At 37.2% G+C, this 17,182-nt stretch carries 16 protein-coding genes; 5 read left to right on the forward strand and 11 right to left on the reverse strand.

What is annotated here, in order from left to right; all coding sequences use genetic code 11:
* Nucleotides 1–26: 26 nt before the first annotated feature.
* The 5 genes from D1094_RS14860 to D1094_RS14880 form a co-directional block, all read right to left on the reverse strand.
* Nucleotides 27–932: an ABC transporter ATP-binding protein gene (locus D1094_RS14860; protein ID WP_118960896.1), complete on the reverse strand. Its 906-nt coding sequence runs from the start codon at nucleotides 930–932 to the stop codon at nucleotides 27–29.
* Nucleotides 933–1,161: 229 nt separating this feature from the next.
* Nucleotides 1,162–2,733 (reverse strand): lysine--tRNA ligase, encoded by a 1,572-nt coding sequence (gene lysS, locus D1094_RS14865; RefSeq protein WP_118960897.1) that lies wholly within the window; start codon nucleotides 2,731–2,733, stop codon nucleotides 1,162–1,164.
* A 43-nt stretch (nucleotides 2,734–2,776) separates the two neighbouring features.
* Nucleotides 2,777–3,875 (reverse strand): peptide chain release factor 2 gene (prfB, locus tag D1094_RS14870; protein WP_182440206.1). Its coding sequence is split into 2 segments (ribosomal slippage): nucleotides 2,777–3,799 and nucleotides 3,801–3,875, totalling 1,098 coding nucleotides; the frame shifts between segments, so codons are not numbered across the junction.
* A 264-nt stretch (nucleotides 3,876–4,139) separates the two neighbouring features.
* On the reverse strand, nucleotides 4,140–5,909 hold the full coding sequence (recJ, locus tag D1094_RS14875; RefSeq protein WP_118960899.1) for a single-stranded-DNA-specific exonuclease RecJ: 1,770 nt from the start codon (nucleotides 5,907–5,909) through the stop codon (nucleotides 4,140–4,142).
* Nucleotides 5,910–5,955: 46 nt separating this feature from the next.
* Nucleotides 5,956–6,771 (reverse strand): thioredoxin fold domain-containing protein, encoded by an 816-nt coding sequence (locus tag D1094_RS14880; protein WP_259337977.1) that lies wholly within the window; start codon nucleotides 6,769–6,771, stop codon nucleotides 5,956–5,958.
* Between the two features lie 250 nt (nucleotides 6,772–7,021).
* Between D1094_RS14880 and fldB the strand changes: the two genes are divergently transcribed.
* The 4 genes from fldB to D1094_RS14900 all read left to right on the forward strand — a co-directional run bounded on the left by fldB (nucleotide 7,022) and on the right by D1094_RS14900 (nucleotide 10,560).
* Nucleotides 7,022–7,540 (forward strand): flavodoxin FldB, encoded by a 519-nt coding sequence (gene fldB, locus D1094_RS14885; protein WP_118960900.1) that lies wholly within the window; start codon nucleotides 7,022–7,024, stop codon nucleotides 7,538–7,540.
* 120 nt (nucleotides 7,541–7,660) lie between these two features.
* Nucleotides 7,661–8,914, forward strand: a complete 1,254-nt coding sequence (srmB, locus tag D1094_RS14890; protein WP_118960901.1) for an ATP-dependent RNA helicase SrmB — start codon at nucleotides 7,661–7,663, stop codon at nucleotides 8,912–8,914.
* A gap of 175 nt (nucleotides 8,915–9,089) precedes the next feature.
* The gene (locus tag D1094_RS14895; RefSeq protein ID WP_147361085.1) at nucleotides 9,090–10,241 is read left to right on the forward strand and encodes a porin; all 1,152 of its coding nucleotides are present in this window, start codon (nucleotides 9,090–9,092) and stop codon (nucleotides 10,239–10,241) included.
* 160 nt (nucleotides 10,242–10,401) lie between these two features.
* Entirely contained in the window at nucleotides 10,402–10,560 is a 159-nt protein-coding gene (locus D1094_RS14900) for a DUF3012 domain-containing protein (RefSeq protein ID WP_118960903.1), read from the forward strand.
* A gap of 88 nt (nucleotides 10,561–10,648) precedes the next feature.
* On the opposite strand, the gene D1094_RS14905 is transcribed toward D1094_RS14900, so the two are convergent.
* The 6 genes from D1094_RS14905 to yaaA all read right to left on the reverse strand — a co-directional run bounded on the left by D1094_RS14905 (nucleotide 10,649) and on the right by yaaA (nucleotide 15,937).
* Entirely contained in the window at nucleotides 10,649–11,785 is a 1,137-nt protein-coding gene (locus D1094_RS14905; RefSeq protein ID WP_147361086.1) for a hypothetical protein, read from the reverse strand.
* A 65-nt stretch (nucleotides 11,786–11,850) separates the two neighbouring features.
* Nucleotides 11,851–12,141 carry a hypothetical protein gene (locus D1094_RS14910; RefSeq protein ID WP_118960905.1) on the reverse strand — a complete coding sequence of 97 codons (291 nt, stop codon included), beginning with the start codon at nucleotides 12,139–12,141 and terminating at the stop codon, nucleotides 11,851–11,853.
* A gap of 38 nt (nucleotides 12,142–12,179) precedes the next feature.
* Nucleotides 12,180–12,671 (reverse strand): GNAT family N-acetyltransferase, encoded by a 492-nt coding sequence (locus D1094_RS14915; RefSeq protein ID WP_182440207.1) that lies wholly within the window; start codon nucleotides 12,669–12,671, stop codon nucleotides 12,180–12,182.
* 135 nt (nucleotides 12,672–12,806) lie between these two features.
* Nucleotides 12,807–14,582, reverse strand: a complete 1,776-nt coding sequence (locus D1094_RS14920) for a TIGR03545 family protein (protein ID WP_118960907.1) — start codon at nucleotides 14,580–14,582, stop codon at nucleotides 12,807–12,809.
* Nucleotides 14,579–15,106 carry a TIGR03546 family protein gene (locus D1094_RS14925; RefSeq protein ID WP_118960908.1) on the reverse strand — a complete coding sequence of 176 codons (528 nt, stop codon included), beginning with the start codon at nucleotides 15,104–15,106 and terminating at the stop codon, nucleotides 14,579–14,581. Before D1094_RS14925 ends, D1094_RS14920 begins: the two co-directional genes overlap by 4 nt.
* 54 nt (nucleotides 15,107–15,160) lie before the next feature.
* Entirely contained in the window at nucleotides 15,161–15,937 is a 777-nt protein-coding gene (gene yaaA / locus D1094_RS14930; RefSeq protein ID WP_118960909.1) for a peroxide stress protein YaaA, read from the reverse strand.
* Nucleotides 15,938–16,215: 278 nt separating this feature from the next.
* Here yaaA and tal point away from each other — a divergent pair, with 278 nt between their 5' ends.
* Nucleotides 16,216–17,178, forward strand: a complete 963-nt coding sequence (gene tal, locus D1094_RS14935; protein WP_118960910.1) for a transaldolase — start codon at nucleotides 16,216–16,218, stop codon at nucleotides 17,176–17,178.
* Nucleotides 17,179–17,182 lie beyond the last annotated feature (4 nt).

A 17,182-nucleotide genomic window follows, 5' to 3' on the forward strand; every position in this document is an offset into this window, starting at 1 on the left:
AGAGGTTCCTTATCCTTTGAATTGTATTACGCGACTTTGCTGACATCAGCTGTTTCTGATGCGTCTTGTCGAGTTTGATTTAGTGTTGAAAAATATACATCCTCTAAGTTTGCTGGAGCTTGCTCAAAACCAGAAGGTACGCTGTCTGCTATAACATGCACGATAGTTTGCCCAGCAAATAAACGTTTAGAAATAACATTAAACTCTTGCTCAACCGCCTCGACTTCATTTTGTGAAATAGCTTTGCGCCATATTTGGCCATTCAAATTATTGGTTAACTCTATCGGATTACCTTGCAACACAATTTTACCCGCAGCTAATACCGCCATATTTGGGCATAACTCACTGACATCATCAACGATATGGGTTGATAAAATAATGGCTTTTTCTTCACCTAAACCAACCAATAAATTATGAAAGCGATTTCGTTCTTCAGGATCTAGACCTGCGGTAGGTTCATCAACAATCAATAAATCTGGATCACCTAGTAAAGCTTGCGCAATGCCAAAGCGTTGTCTCATACCGCCAGAAAAGCCACTAACGGCATTCTTTCTATGCTGATAAAGGTTAGTTTGTGCCAACAAACCTTCTACAGCTTCTTTACGTTCAGCTGTATTTTTTAGCCCTTTCAAAATGGCTAAATGATCAAGTAATTCATAAGCACTAATTCTTGGATAAACACCAAAATCTTGTGGTAAGTAACCTAAACGTTGTCGTAATGCTTGTGGATCATTGAGTACATCAATGCCATTAAACTCAATACTACCGCTATCTGCATCTTGTAATGTCGCTATGGTACGCATCAAAGAGGATTTTCCTGCCCCATTTGGTCCGAGCAAACCAAACATGCCTTTTGGTATTTCAAGGTTTACATTATCGAGTGCTTTAACTCCATTATCATACGTTTTTGATAAATTTTTTATAGTTAACATTATTATTCCTTGCGTTAATTATTCTAATTTTTGTATACGATTCTAGAATAATGCATTGTTAAAATCATGTAAATTCATTAGCTATCGATAACTGTAAGCAACTATGTAAACTACGAAAACCCTCTTAGTTTCTCTTTATAACACTGCATAAAGCAGGCACATAAAAAAGCCCGTTGATACACTGTATCAACGGGCTTTTTTTACTCTCTATTTGTATTAGAGCATGTTGTTATTCTACTTCAGGACGCATATGCGGGAATAAAATAACATCCTTGATAGTTGGTGAATCAGTAAATAACATCACTAAACGGTCAATACCGATACCTTCACCTGCTGTTGGTGGTAAACCATGTTCAAGCGCACGAATGTAGTCATCATCAAAGTGCATCGCTTCATCATCACCAGCATCTTTCTCTTCCACTTGACGTTTAAAACGAGCAGCTTGATCTTCTGCATCATTAAGCTCAGAGAAACCATTAGCTAGCTCACGACCACCAACAAAAAACTCAAAACGGTCTGTAATGAACGGGTTGTCGTCATTACGACGAGCTAATGGTGAAACTTCCCACGGATATTCTGTAATAAACGTTGGTTGAATCAGTAAATGTTCTGCTACTTCTTCAAATATTTCACAAATATATTTACCAGGGCCCCAAACTTTTGCTGCATCGCCTTCTTTCACACCAACTTTTTTAGCTATTGCTTTTAACGCATCAAAACTATTTTCAGGGTCGCGTAAAACCGCTTCATCAAGAACATCGCCATGCTTTTCTTGACCATATTTTAGAATGGCATCAACCATAGATAAACGTTCAAACGGCTTACCTAACTCGTAGAAAACTTCTTCTACAACGTCACCGTCTGCATTCTTAACAGTATTGCGAATTGTTGAAGTACCCAGTACATCTTCAGCAACAGTGCGCAACATGTCTTCAGTAAGGTTCATTAGGTCTTTGTAATCTGCGTACGCTTGGTAGAATTCAATCATAGTGAACTCTGGATTATGGCGTGTTGATAAACCTTCGTTACGGAAATTGCGGTTTATTTCAAAGACACGTTCAAAACCACCAACCACTAAACGTTTTAAGTAAAGCTCTGGCGCAATACGCAAATACATATCAATATCTAAGGCGTTATGATGCGTCATAAACGGCTTAGCTGTAGCACCACCAGGTATCACTTGTAACATTGGAGTTTCAACCTCAACAAAGTCACGACTTGTTAAAAAGTTACGAATACCGTTAACGATTTGAGAACGAATTTTAAAGGTATTACGAGTCTCTTCATTGGTAATTAAATCAACGTAACGTTGACGATATTTTGTTTCTTGATCTGACAAACCGTGGAATTTTTCTGGTAATGGACGCAGCGATTTAGTTAATAACTGGTATTCATCCATATTTACGTATAAATCACCTTTACCTGATTTATGCAAAGTACCAGTCACACCAATAATGTCACCAATATCTAATAAGCCCCAACGTGCTTTAATATCTTTTTGTACTTCTTTCGCTGCATAAGCCTGGATACGACCTGTCATATCTTGAAGTACTAAGAAAGGACCACGTTTAGCCATAACACGACCAGCAACACTGTACTTTTCAGTTTCAGCTTCAAGAGTTTCTTTATCTTTCTCGCCATGTTCAGCTTGAAGATCAGCGGCATAATGCTCACGAGTAAAGTCATTTGGGTGACCGTTAGCAGAACAATTCTCGCGGATTTTATCTAATTTACCACGACGTTCAGCAATGAGCTTGTTTTCGTCTTGTGCACTTTGGTTATCTTGAACCTTGTTAGTCATGTTAATTTCTCTTTACTTATACTAAAACTTACTTTTAAGTTGTTTATAAACCAGATTTTAAACTGGCTTCAATAAATTTATCTAAATCGCCGTCTAATACGGCTTGAGTGTTTCTATTTTCCACACCCGTTCTTAAATCTTTGATTCGGCTATCATCTAATACATAAGAGCGAATTTGACTGCCCCAACCTATATCAGATTTGCCATCTTCTAATTCTTGCTTGCCTTCATTTTGCTTTTGAATCTCCATTTCATATAACTTGGCTTTCAAAAGTTTCATCGCGGTGGCACGGTTTTTATGTTGTGATCTGTCTGCTTGACAAGCCACTACCGCACCAGTAGGTACATGGGTAATACGAATGGCTGAATCGGTTTTATTAACATGCTGACCACCAGCCCCTGATGCTCTAAAGGTATCAGTGCGTAAATCTGCTGGGTTAATATCTATTTCAATATTGTCATCAATTTCAGGGTAAATAAACGCTGAAGCAAACGAGGTATGGCGGCGTCCACTTGAATCAAACGGAGATTTTCTCACCAAACGATGTACGCCTGTTTCAGTGCGTAACCAGCCAAACGCATATTCGCCCGTGTATTTAATAGTACAGCCTTTAATACCAGCAACATCACCATCAGTCACTTCAATCACTTCTGTTTTAAAACCGTGTGCTTCGCCCCAGCGTAAATACATACGCATTAGCATTTCAGCCCAGTCTTGTGCTTCAGTACCACCAGAGCCAGACTGAATATCTAAATAACAATTATTGGCATCTTGATCGCCACTAAACATGCGACGAAATTCAAGCTTTACTAAAATAGCATCTAAACTATCAGCCTCTTCTTGGGCGTCATTGAAGGTATCTTCGTCTTCTTCTTCAACGGCTAATTCAACTAAGCCTTCAATATCCTCACAACCTGTTTCTAATTCAACAATGGTATTGACGACTTCTTCTAATGCACTTCGCTCTTTACCTAGCGCTTGTGCACGCTCTGGTTCATTCCATACATCAGGTAACTCTAATTCACGGCTTACTTCAACTAAACGCTCAGCTTTAACGTCGTAGTCAAAGGTACCCCCGAAGCAATTCAGCGCGTTCACGAATTTCTTTTATTTTATTAAGTATCGGATTAACTTCAAACATAAACCTTCAAACACAAATAACTGACATAAACACTGTTTTAATCTATAAAATTAACAGCTTATAGCAAACAAAACTTATGATATAAAACGGGAAAATAGCTATAAATATCACTGTATTATTTAAAACAGTGATGAAAAAGGCCTAAATAGCTAAAATAAAGGCGCATTGTAGCGTAAATAGTACGGTAAATAAACGAGACAAATTAGATAAAACACAACTAAGATAGAGTAAAACTTGCACCGTAAACTTCAGCTTGATAAACGACTATGCGCAGCTTAAGTCATCAACCATCAATTGAACCGTGCGTTTACCTCGAAATTCATTAACATCTAAGCGATAAACTAATCTAATGTTTTTAGCTGTAGGGTTAGGCCAAGCTTTGACGTCAATATTAAATGCGATGGCATCAAATACTTGGTTCTGCTTTTCAACCACTAACTTTAAGTGCTTCTCGCCAACAATTCTTTGCTGAACTAGTATGAACTCATCATCAAATAATGGCTCTGGAAAATGTTGTCCCCATGGCCCTGAATCACGCAATAATTCAGCAAAAGATAACGTCATATCTGATGCAGGTAAAGCCCCATCAGTGAGGATAATTTGCTGAAGATCTTCAGGCTTAAGAGCTAAAGTAGCTTGCTCATTAAAAACCGTTTGAAATTGTGCGAAGTCAGCTTGCTTAATAGATAATCCAGCTGCCATGGCATGGCCACCAAACTTATCAATTAACTCAGGATAAAGTGTGTCAATGCGTTCTAATAAGTCGCGAATGTGCAAACCAGGAATTGAACGCGCAGAGCCCTTAATGACTTGTTTATTGTCATTTTGCTCTGCTGTATCGTCACTAGCATTAGCAAAAACGATACTTGGTCGATGAAATTTTTCTTTTAAACGACCTGCAACAATACCAATAACACCTTGATGCCAATCATTTTGATAAAGGGCAATAGCATTGGGTAAACTTCCCTGCTCAACCGATTCTAAATTGAGTGATTTCATCACGCGCTCTGCTTCTACTTGAATACCTTGCTCTATTTCTCGTCGCGCTTTGTTTAAATCGTCAAGTTCAGCCGCCATCGCTCGAGCGCTACCTAAATCAGATGCTAGTAAACAATCTATCCCTAAAGACATATCATCTAAGCGACCTGCAGCATTAATGCGAGGACCTAAAGCAAAACCAAAGTCACTGGCAACTAATTGTTGCTGATTTTTACCTGCAATTTCGATAAGTGCCTGAATACCAGGACGCGTTTGACCTGCTCGAATACGTTTTAACCCTTGTGCAACGAGTATTCTATTATTTTTATCTAGGGGTACAACATCAGCTACTGTCCCTAAAGCGACTAAATCGAGTAATTGGGCAATATTAGGTTCCACAAGTCCTTGCTGAGTAAAGTAATCGGCTTCCCTTAATGTTTTTCTTAAAGCCATCATCAGATAGAAAGCAACACCAACCCCAGCAAGCGCTTTACTGACAAAGTCACAATCCGTTTGGTTTGGGTTAACAATAGCATCAGCGTTTGGTAACGTTTGTCCAGGTAAGTGATGGTCTGTCACAATAACTTTCATGCCATACGCTTTAGCTTTGGCAACACCAGCAACACAAGAAATACCATTATCAACCGTGACGATAATTTTAGCTCCTTGTGCCGCGGCTAAATCGACAATTTCAGGTGTCAAGCCATAGCCATATTCAAAGCGATTAGGTACTAAAAAACTGTGATGGTCGCAGCCCATAATAGCTAAACCTTCCATCATTAAGGCTGTACTAGTTGCACCGTCAGCATCAAAATCGCCAACAATGACAATAGGCTCTTTCGTTGCCAAAGCTTGCTGAAGTATTTTGCAGGCTTTCTCTAAGCCTTTAAGTGATGAATGAAGTGTTTTAACGCCAGCTAATTGATTAACAACTAGATTTAAATCTTCAGTAGAATTGACAGCACGAGACGCATAAACCTGCTTAATTACTGGGTGTAATTCAGCAGGTAAATGTTGATCATCGACATAAGTTCGACGACGTATTTGCTTTGGCATTGACTATCCTAAGCGAGTTATAAAGATCAATTTAATGCCTTTCGCATTAAATATTTTTTAGAATTTCTTCTAATTGAGCTGGTGGTTGATAACCAGGCAGCATCATACCATTTTCTAGAATAATCGCTGGTGTACCTGATACACCAATTTGACGGCCAAAATCAAATTCAGCTTCAATGGGTTTATCACAGATTCGATAAGCAACTTTACCGCCTGTTTTCGCTTTAGTTAACGCCGCAGCGGGATCTTCATTACACCAAACAGAACGTAAATCTTTAAAGCCTTCAGTAGGATTACCTAAACGATCACTAATGCCCGATCTTGGGTAAGCTAGATACTGAAATGTAATACCTTTAGCATTGTACTCATCCATTTGTGCATGCATTTTACGACAATAACCACAGGTAATATCGGTAAATACAGTAACAACATGTTTTTCGTCTTTCGCTGGATAAACAATCATATCGTCATTAAAACGCTTAATGCCCTCTAAACGGATTTTAGCTAGACTTTTTTCACTTAAATCAGTGACCGTAGCGCCTAAACTATAAACCTTACCTTGAATAAAGTAGTCACCATTGTAACTAGCGTAATAAACACCTTGGTTGGTAATTAGCATCGCAATACCTGGTACTGGTGTATCTTCAACATCAATAACAGTTAGACCTAAAGTGCGCTTAATTTTTCCCTTAAGCACCTCTTTATTTAGCTTTGTTGGATCTGTGCCTACTTTTGCCATTTCAATTGGCTTATCAACACTATCAAAACCATGCACGGCTGGTGTTACCGCTAAAGTTGATAACGCTGCGATTAATACACAGGCTGTTTTTGTTACAGCATGAGTAATAAATGTCTTGTTCATAATAATTCCTGAATAATTACTTCTTAGAGGATACGGTCGAAAGATAAAATACCTACATATACCAAATTGCCAAACATTATATACGTTAAGCTAGCGATATAGACCGAACATAAGCAATGGAAATTACAGCTATCACAAACATAATGCAATTTATTTATGATAAATGACTTATTTATACGATAAAGAGCAGCACAAATTCTTTCTCTTCTGATAGAATCCTCGGCTGAATTACCTTAATGAGTTTGAGAAAATGAAAATTGGCTTGTTTTATGGCTCTACCACCTGTTACACCGAAATTGTTGCAGAAAAAATTCAAGCAGCCATCGGCGAAGATATTGTTGACCTATTTAACATCAAAGATAACCCGTTATTACTTTGCTTAGATTACGATTTTATTATTTTAGGTATTTCTACTTGGGATTATGGCGAGCTACAAGAAGATTGGTACTCTGTTTGGCAAGATATTAACCAGCTTGATTTAACGAATAAAACAGTAGCGCTATACGGTATGGGAGATCAAATAGGATATACCGAATGGTTTCAAGATGCTTTAGGTATGCTCCATGAACAAGTTGTTGCCCAAGGTGCAACACTAATTGGCTATTGGCCTAATTCAGGTTATGAGTTTGCTGCCTCAAAAGCCCTCACCGACGATAAAAGCCAATTTGTCGGCTTAGCATTAGATGAAGATAGCCAATACCAGTTGACAGATGATCGTATCGCAACCTGGTGTGAGCAAATATTAGTGGAATATAGCGAACTATTATAAAATGGCTTCACTTCACACGAATAATAACGCAAAAGTCACAAAGTTTTAGTAAAAACACCGACAAAGCACTATAATCAGCCCATCTTAACAATTAGTTAAACAATCAGTGAAATATACCTTATGTTTGAGCAGTTCGAACTCGACTCTGAGCTATTAGCCAGTATAAAAAAAATCGGTTATAAAAAGCCAACGTCTATTCAAGAATTGGTGATCCCAGAAGCAATGACAGGTAAAGATGTTCTTGCATCGGCACCAACAGGCACAGGTAAAACCGCCGCCTTTTTATTACCTGTTGCTCAGCATTTATTAGATTACCCACGCTCAAAGCCAGGATTTCCTCGAGTATTAATTCTAACGCCCACTCGTGAGTTGGCGATTCAAATTGGTGAAGATAGCGAGAAGATAACTGAACTGAGTAATATCAAAACGGGTGTTATAACTGGTGGTGTTAACTATGGTAGTCATCATGATATTTTAAATAGCACCACTGACATCCTCGTTGCCACACCAGGTCGTTTACTTGAATACATAGAGAATGAGCAATTTGATATGCGTGACATCGAGATATTAATTCTCGATGAAGCAGACAGAATGCTCGATATGGGCTTTAGTGAAACTATTAATAGAATTGTTGCTGAAGCACGCTGGCGCAAACAAACTATGCTTTTTTCAGCCACACTTGAAGGTGCGGGCGTTCTTCGCTTTGCTAAAGAAGTCCTTGATGAGCCAGTTTTTCTTGAATCTAACCCATCAAGAAAAGAAAAAGCAGTCATTCATCAATGGATTCATTTAGCTGATAACGCACATCATAAATTACAACTACTCATTCACACCTTAAAGCAAGAAGGTGTAACTAGAGCCGTTGTGTTTGCCAACAAACGCGAAACCGTTCAGCACTTATCAGGCAAACTATACGCAGAAGAATTACCCTGTGTTTGGCTTGAAGGAAAAATGCCACAAGACAAACGTAATAAAGCCATTGAACGTTTAAAAAGTGGTGAGATCAGCGTATTAGTTGCTACTGATGTAGCAGCGCGTGGTCTTGATATTGATGATATTACCCACGTTATCAATTTCGATATGCCAAGAAAGGCAGATATTTACTTACACCGTATTGGTCGTACAGGTCGTGCAGGTAACAAAGGTACCGCTATTTCTTTAGTTGAAGCACACGACATGCCGGTTATTGGTAAAGTTGAGCGCTACATGAAAGAGCGATTATCTCGCCGAATTATTGAAGAGTTACGCCCTAAACATAAAGAAGCTAGAGTTGCGAATAAAAAAGCTAAAGCGAAGTTAACACCTGCACAGAAGAAAGCTAAAGCGAAGAAGCAAGCTAAAAAAGCATTAAAGAAAACCAAAAAGGCCAAATAACCTTTAAAAATACCTTTAGCGTTACACTTTTATGACAAAAGAAAAACGCGATGAAATATGACTGTCATAAAGTAATGATGAAATCCGCCTATAAATTTAATCAATCATGCGGCCAACGCTTTAAGGATGAAGTTGACGGCAATTTGCCACTTTTAACTTTATGACAGTTATGATTATGCAAAAAACTAGTAGTACTCAATCTCGTAAACACACAGATAACCGAACAGTCAAACATAACCTTTTATCAAGTGTTATAGTTACCAGTCTCCTTATCACATCATTTATTGCTCAAGCTGAAGATTCAAGCTTTGAAGAGGCATGGCAGTATGTTGACCTGTATAAAAATGAACAGGGAGACTATTTCAAACTATCAGGCCGATTACAACTTGATTCAGCATGGAACGATGCTGAACAAGGCGAATTTAATGATACTAGTTGGCGACGTTTTCGATTTGGTTTCAAGGGTAAAATAGGTGAATTAACGGGTGCTTTAGAAGCAGATATCAATCTTAATAAATCATTCTCAGATAGCTACAATCGGTTAACCGATGCTAACCTTAGCTGGGCAATGGATGATAGAACTAAGCTGACTTTCTTAAAGCATTCTGCTGGCTTTACTATGGACGGCAAAACATCCTCTAAAAAGCTACTAACACCACAGCGAAACAATTTAACCAACAATTTATGGTTTACAGCAGAGTACTTCACGGGTGTGAGCGTTAAAGGTAAGCTAAACGATGGTTGGACATATAACACAGGTGTATTCTCTAGCGATGATTCAGACGAAATAGGCTTTAGCGATACTAGCTATTTTGCTTTATTTTCTGTCAGTAAAACGCTCAGTAAATCTAGCTTATGGGAGCAAGGTCTAGTGAGTGTAGATTATGTTTACAATGACACTCACGAAGCAGGTAATACTCGAGATTTTTCTCAGGTGATAAGTTTTTCGTCTAAATTTAAAAGCAACAAATGGCATCTTGATAGTGACTTTTCATACGGCAAAGGCGATTTAGGACAAAGCGATGTTATTGGTTTTGTGATCATGCCTTATTACCAACAAAGCAAATCGATTCAATGGGTAAGCCGATATACTTACCTCAATAGTAAGAATGAAAACGGTGTCCGTTTAGCGCGATATGAAAGCAGCGTCACCTCAGGTCGAGGTGATAATTACCAAGAGATTTACGCAGGTGTAAATTGGTTAGCCAATGGCCATAAGTTTAAAATTCAAGCTGGCGTACAATATTCAACCATGAATGATAAAGCCAATGATGGTGGTGAGTATGGTGGCTGGGGCGTTAACTTAGCCTTAAGGACGTACTGGTAAATATTTATGAATGGTTACAAGCCTGTGCAATTGGGTTTTTACTATAGCTATACCTTGCCTTTTCTTTTCGTGCCTCTTATGATGCATTCAACGATTTAACTTTTGGCTGCCTGACGGTTATTTTAATACTCAGGAGTTAGCCACCACATGGGATTTTTAAATGAAAAAAGTCATCACATTAGTATTAACCCTCTTTGTTCTTAGTGCCTGTTCCCCTGCTATAGGCAGTGATGAGTGGTGTGAACAAATGAATGAAAAACCCAAAGGTGATTGGACAGCTACCGAAGCTAAAGACTTTGCTGAGCATTGTATTTTCTAACGATAATAATACCATTTCGTATAAAGACGTGTTCACCTAGAACGACATAAGCGACATGGGGATAACAGTTAAATACTAGAATTTACCTCTAGTTAACTGGGCAAGGGTTGTAGTACTCATTTTTTGATAGGGTAATGGCTTCTTCAATAAGAAGTTGCTGCGCTTTATATTCTCCATGGTTGATTGCACTATCTAGCCAATACTCAAATAACCCCTCATCAAAGGTCGATAAAACAAAACTGTCATTGTGCAATGTTGACCAGTTATCTCCTTTTTTCGCTTTAGCCTTCAATAAGGCAACTAACTCATCATTACCTTCCCTTTCATATGCCTTTTCTTGAAATTGAATACCAATAACATTGGCAATATGTAAACTAGCGTTATACTCCATCAGTTTACCCACTTCTAAACATAAAAAATTTTCTTGCTCTGATAAGTGTTCATTATTCAAACAGAAGTTTGCCATTTCTGAAATCCAAAGTGGCTTGGCGGCAAAAATACCAATACTTGCTATCACTCGGTGAGATAAATGAACGTCAAGTAACCCCTTTGAAGTACGCATATACAATGCCAAATCATTATAGTAATAATCATTAAACTCACTGGCTTTAATGGCGTTACTCATAGCATCAAAGGCCATAGACTCATTCTTTTCAGCGAAGTAGTAGTTAGCTAAATGCAACCACAACGCTGAATTATTACCTTCAAGTTCAATAGCTTGAGCAAACAAATCGTCATTACAGCTAATTTCTCGATCAGAGCAACGACCAATAATATCGAGCATTAATGAAGGAGACTCTAGTTGGTTATTCTTATATTCAATAAGTAAATCAAATCGTTCTTTCTCATTAAGGTTATGATCAAAAAGAATAGCGCTTAATTGATGCTCTGGAGAAGAAGAGTTTTTTAATTGACTGATAAAGTCAGTATGAACTTGTTGTGGATTTTGAATTTGAGGAACAATAACATCGGAGCAATCGTAAATATAATCGCCTATATTATCTTCTTCGTGTTGAGCCTTGTTCGCTAAAAAATTTTGTTGATTTAAACTTTCTTGAGTAATACTTTGCTTAGCATTAGTGGTTTTAGTTATAACTAACTCATGTTTATTGCTATCTTCAAGCCTTAGTAAATATTCAATTAAGCTTTCATTATAAAGCAGTGCGATAAATATCATGCCAATACTTATCATCAGTAAATACTTTACTTTTCCTCTCTTTCTCACACTTCATCCTTGGGGTTAATAATAACAGTGCACTGACATCTCAACTTACTAAAATGACGAATCGTTCAGCTTTTAAGAAAGCGCTTTTGGTATTTATGTACCAACATAACAATTAATACAACGAAAAAGTAGCCTAGAAATTGCCCAAACAGAAGAATAACCATTTTGGGAATAAAGTAAGTTTCTTCACTAAAAAAGCTCAACGCGAACATCGCTGGGGCAGCAATAACTTCATAGCCAAAGAGAGTACTAGGTACCATATAATAATTATATAAAAAGGCAATAAAACCAATGCCCATTCCTAACACTCCAAAGAGAGTTGCTTTTTGATAATGCGAGAAAGACGATATATTCATATGGAAGGCGACTTCTGGTTTTATGACGATTAAGCGAATTATTTAGTTACTTTAGCAAATAACATTTCATCAAAATATTGATTATTTTTACAAGAGGCTTTACTTAACTGTCCCTCTAAAACAAAGTTATTTTTCTCTAGAACTCTAATTGATGCATGGTTTATAGATACTACTGAAACAAATAATCGAACTAAAGCATGATGTTTAAATAGAATATCAACAAAGAGTTTAACGGCTTCAGTGGCGATACCTTTGTTCCAGTAATCCTCACCTAACCAATAGCCTAATTCTGCCGAGCATTGATATTCAAAATCACCTCTAGAAGCAGAAATACAACCAACAAAAGTGCCGTTAAATTCTATCACTTGAATAAGCGAACTTCCTTTACAATGATTAACCCACCATTTTGCGTCAGCTTCGGTATAAGGTTTAGGAATGGCATCCGTAATATATTGTGTCACTGTAGCATTGTTTAAATACGACTTTAACAACGGAATATCTGACTCAGTAAAATGTCGAAGAGAAATCAAGGTAATGATCCTTTACTACGTAGTAAATCACGGTTTATGACAATATAGCTTCTTAGAATAAAACCGTTGAACCTTTTAAAGCGCTACACTTAATCAAGGTTCAACTGCGCTACTTAGACTTAAGAAGTTAAATATTTAACCAAAAAGCTTGCCCAATTTCTTTTTCAGTTTATCTTCAGCTTTGTCTTTTAGTTTATCTTGCTGTTGTTTTATTACATCAGAGTTTTTCAACTCTTCTAGTGACTGATCGGTATTAGTTAAAATACTTTCAAAATTGATCATTTCATCAGCATTCGCACTATTTAGATCTAATGCCTCACTGACTTTACTATTAAGGCCTGTAGAGATACCACTTTTAAAGCTTGATAACTTATTGGCAACTTGCTGCTTAACCGCGCCAGAAAGGGCTTTATCAAGTGATGATGACATTGACAAGCTTGGTGCTAAAATATCTCCACTGGCTTTAATCCCAAGATCTAAACTATCCAATGTATTTAATGTTTCAAGCATCACTTTTGTAAACTTAGTTTCCGCTTTACCATCATAATTAGCTTGAGTAATTTGAAGGTTAGCATCTGATACCAATTCGCTATTAAGTACACTATAACTACCAACACCCGCTAACAAACCTGAAGTTAAATTGAGGGTTAACGCTTTTGAGTTAGCAATCTCACTTTGAGGGATATTTAAGCCACTTATTGACCATTCACCTTTACTGTTGAATGTTCCTTCTTGCGCAATAGTGAACTCACTTTCTAATGTGACTTGCCCTTTCACTTTTGATGAGACCAATACCTCACTGGCTTTGTTTCTATACCAGTGTTGATGCGTAATTTCATTAAGCGTCACAGAGAAGTCTCCCTGTGGTAACTCTAAAGACAATGTCCCTTGCTTTAATAAAAAGTCAGGCAAAGGATTATCTTCTTTAAAAGAAATAAAGCGTCCTTGAATAAACTGCTTTTCTTCAAGCGCTTCTGTTGAACTGTTCCCTTTTATATAGGGGCTTAACAAATTATAAATATGCTCTAAGCTTTGATAGTAATCTCTCGCTTTTTCACCAAATAAGATATGAGCAAAATCTTCAGCATCTATACTACCTAATTGATATTTGTTTTCTATTTCTTGCCAATCTTTTTCAGGGGCTACTTTCAATGCATTTAACTGTGAAGAAATTTTTGTTTTACTCTCGTTAAACTGTTCTTTTGCTTTTTTAACCGCAAGCTGATCTTCTTTAAAGGACGCCTTAACTTTATCAAAGTCAGCTTTTAACTGCTCTAAATCGTCAAGAGATTTAATCTCTCTATCAGTCAGCGCTTTAACTCGTTCTTGATAAGCTTTTAATTTAGCTTTTGACGGTAAAGAATCTTTTAACGACTTAAGCTTTTCTTGTTCTTGTTGGTAGGTAAGCTCTAATTGCTCAGCAGCTTTAACTGTATGTAAATTACTATTCGCTAATAATGTTTTACTGTCAGGTAATGTTAAATCAAAATCAGGGAGCTGATCAGATAAGCTGCTACCTTCATTAGAGTCAGGCTCTGCTAATACATATACAGCCCCCGTTTTTGCTCTTTTTTCATTGAGCTTTAGTTGCTCAACGGCAAACGCCTCTATGATTATTTTTCCAAACAAGTACTGCCATACATCGACACTGGCTTTGGCTTGTTCAAAACTAAACAAGTTAAGATTAGGAGCTTCTTTATCAGTGACTTGCATACCATTAATGGTAATGCTTACCGGTGAAAAATTAACATCAACATGATCAATATTCACTTCTGCACCAAAAGAAGATTCAGCCGCGGTGATAATCCCTTTCTTAACTAAAGTACCTGCAAATAAATATACAAACGCACACATCAACGCGACTAAGGTGGCAAATACCGCTATACCTTGCCAACGAATAAAACGGCTCATAAACCTGTCCCCATCGTATTACCAGAGATACCTAAGTAAATTTTATAAAACTTAGACGCTTTCAGAGCTTGTACAACCTTAAACTTTTGGAAGAAAGCCATGATATGTACACGGTATTTTGCAATTAATACCTTAGCGACAAAATAAACCGGTATTGATAAAGCTATTCCCAGAACGATAGCCCCAAAAGTATAGGTATGATGCCAATGTGCTAATTTGAACCAAGACAATTGATACATTTCGGTAAATAAAGGATTCAATGCCTCAGCGGTGAGTAATGACTCACCTACCCAAACGGTAACTGGTGATAAAAGGTAACTTAACGCTGAAAAAAAACCGACTGAAAGAATAAAACTGCCCAAGTGAACTTTTATTAACAACACAAAAAACAATATCACTAAGTTATGTAAACTAAAAAAAGGGGCTAAGGCAAAAATAAACCCGAGTGCAATCGCTAAGGCAATCTGCCTTATGGAACTATCACTATTAAGTGCATGAAATAATTTAGCAAGTAGCGTTAACATATTGCCTCCATGTAATTGTTATCAAAATTTAGAAAGTAGAAGAAAGTATCGCGACTAGCCCTCTTCTTTACGTGTAAATACCCAATCGTTACCTTTAGAAAAGCTTTCATTATACTTGTAACCCGCTAAATCAAATTGCTTTACCTGTTCAACATCGGTAATTTGATTTTGAATAATATACCTTGCCATTAAACCGCGCGCTTTTTTAGCGTAGAAACTGATCATTTTATATTGGCCATTCTTCCAATCTTTAAAGGCTGGAGTAATAATATTAGCATTTAAAGACTTTTTCTTAACTGACTTAAAGTATTCTGTTGAAGCAAGGTTTATTAAGGTCTCTTCCTTTTGCTCTGCCAAGGCTTTATTCAATTCATTCGTGATAATATCACCCCAAAACTGGTACAAATTATCGCCACGAACATTAGCCAGTTTACAGCCCATTTCTAAGCGATAAGCTTGCATTAAATCTAGCGGTTTTAATAAGCCATATAAACCTGACAATATACGTAAATGATTCTGCGCAAAGTCAAAATCTTGTTCAGAAAAACTTGCCGCGTCTAAACCAGTATAAACATCACCATTAAAACTCAGCACCGCTTGCCTTGCATTTTCAGGGGTAAATGGTAGAGACCACTCTCCAAACCTAGCGGCATTTAATCCGGCTAATTTATCACTTAATTTCATTAAAGAAGCGATTTCATCTGGTGTTAATTTTACACAATCATCTATTAACAACTGGCTTTGCGCTAACAACGTAGGCAGGGTATATTTTTCAGTCGCGGGGGTTGATTCAAAGTCTAATTTTTTTGCTGGGGAAACAACTAGTAACATAACAAGATTATTCAGCCTAAGCCTTATCAATTTGTAGGAAGAGTAACTATACCATAAGCAATTCAACTTAGAACAGCTTCACTAAATTGCTATAAAAATAAAATCTATTATCAAAAAATAGTAATTTCACCAACTTTTTCATTAAAAACTAGGATATAGTGCTTTTTAAATAGCACATTCATTATATTATGTTGTAATATTTCAACAGCTACATTCTCAATGAAGTCAATATAACCAAAATGGTTATTAAATAATTCCCAAAAGTAAAAGGTCTCATCATGACAAACTCTTCTTCACAACTAGCTCAGCTAAAGAAAATGACCACGGTTGTTGCCGATACAGGCGATATCGAAGCCATTGCTAAATTTCAGCCTCAAGATGCTACCACTAACCCTTCTTTAGTGTTAAAAGCCGCTGCTTTAGAAAATTATCAGCAATTACTGAGTGACTCAGTTGCTTGGGCAAAAGAACAATCTGATAATGCAGAACAACAAGTCATTGATGCTGCCGATAAGTTATCGGTACTTATTGGTTTAGAAATATTAAAAATAATTCCAGGTAGAATTTCTACTGAAGTTGATGCGCGCCTATCTTTTGATACGAACGCATCAATAGAAAAAGCACATAAGCTTATGGCTATGTATAACGAAGCAGGTATAAGTAACGACAGAATTTTAATAAAATTAGCTTCAACATGGGAAGGTATCAAAGCAGCTCAAGCGTTAGAAAAACAAGGAATCAATTGTAATTTAACCTTACTATTTAGCTTTGCTCAAGCTAGAGCTTGTGCAGAAGCGGGTGCCTACTTAATTTCACCTTTCGTTGGCCGCATTTTAGATTGGTATAAGAAAGATACAGGTCGTACTGATTATGCAAGCAATGAAGATCCTGGTGTAGTCTCAGTAACAAGCATCTATAACTATTACAAAACCCAAGGTTATAACACCGTTGTTATGGGCGCTAGTTTTAGAAACACCGGTGAGATTCTTGAACTGGCTGGTTGTGATCGCTTAACCATTAGCCCGCAATTAATGGATGAACTAGACAGTAATACTGAAACTGTTGTTCAAAAACTAAAAACGGCAGTGCCAAATCCAGCGAATGAGTCTCCCTTAACAGAAGCACAATTTCGCTGGGAAATGAACCAAGATGCAATGGCGACTGAAAAGCTAGCAGAAGGTATTCGAAACTTCGCCATTGACCAAATTAAACTTGAAAAGCAACTCGCTGAGATGTTGTAAAATA

The organism is Colwellia sp. RSH04 (assembly GCF_003545765.1).
Taxonomy (GTDB): Bacteria; Pseudomonadota; Gammaproteobacteria; order Enterobacterales; family Alteromonadaceae; genus Colwellia.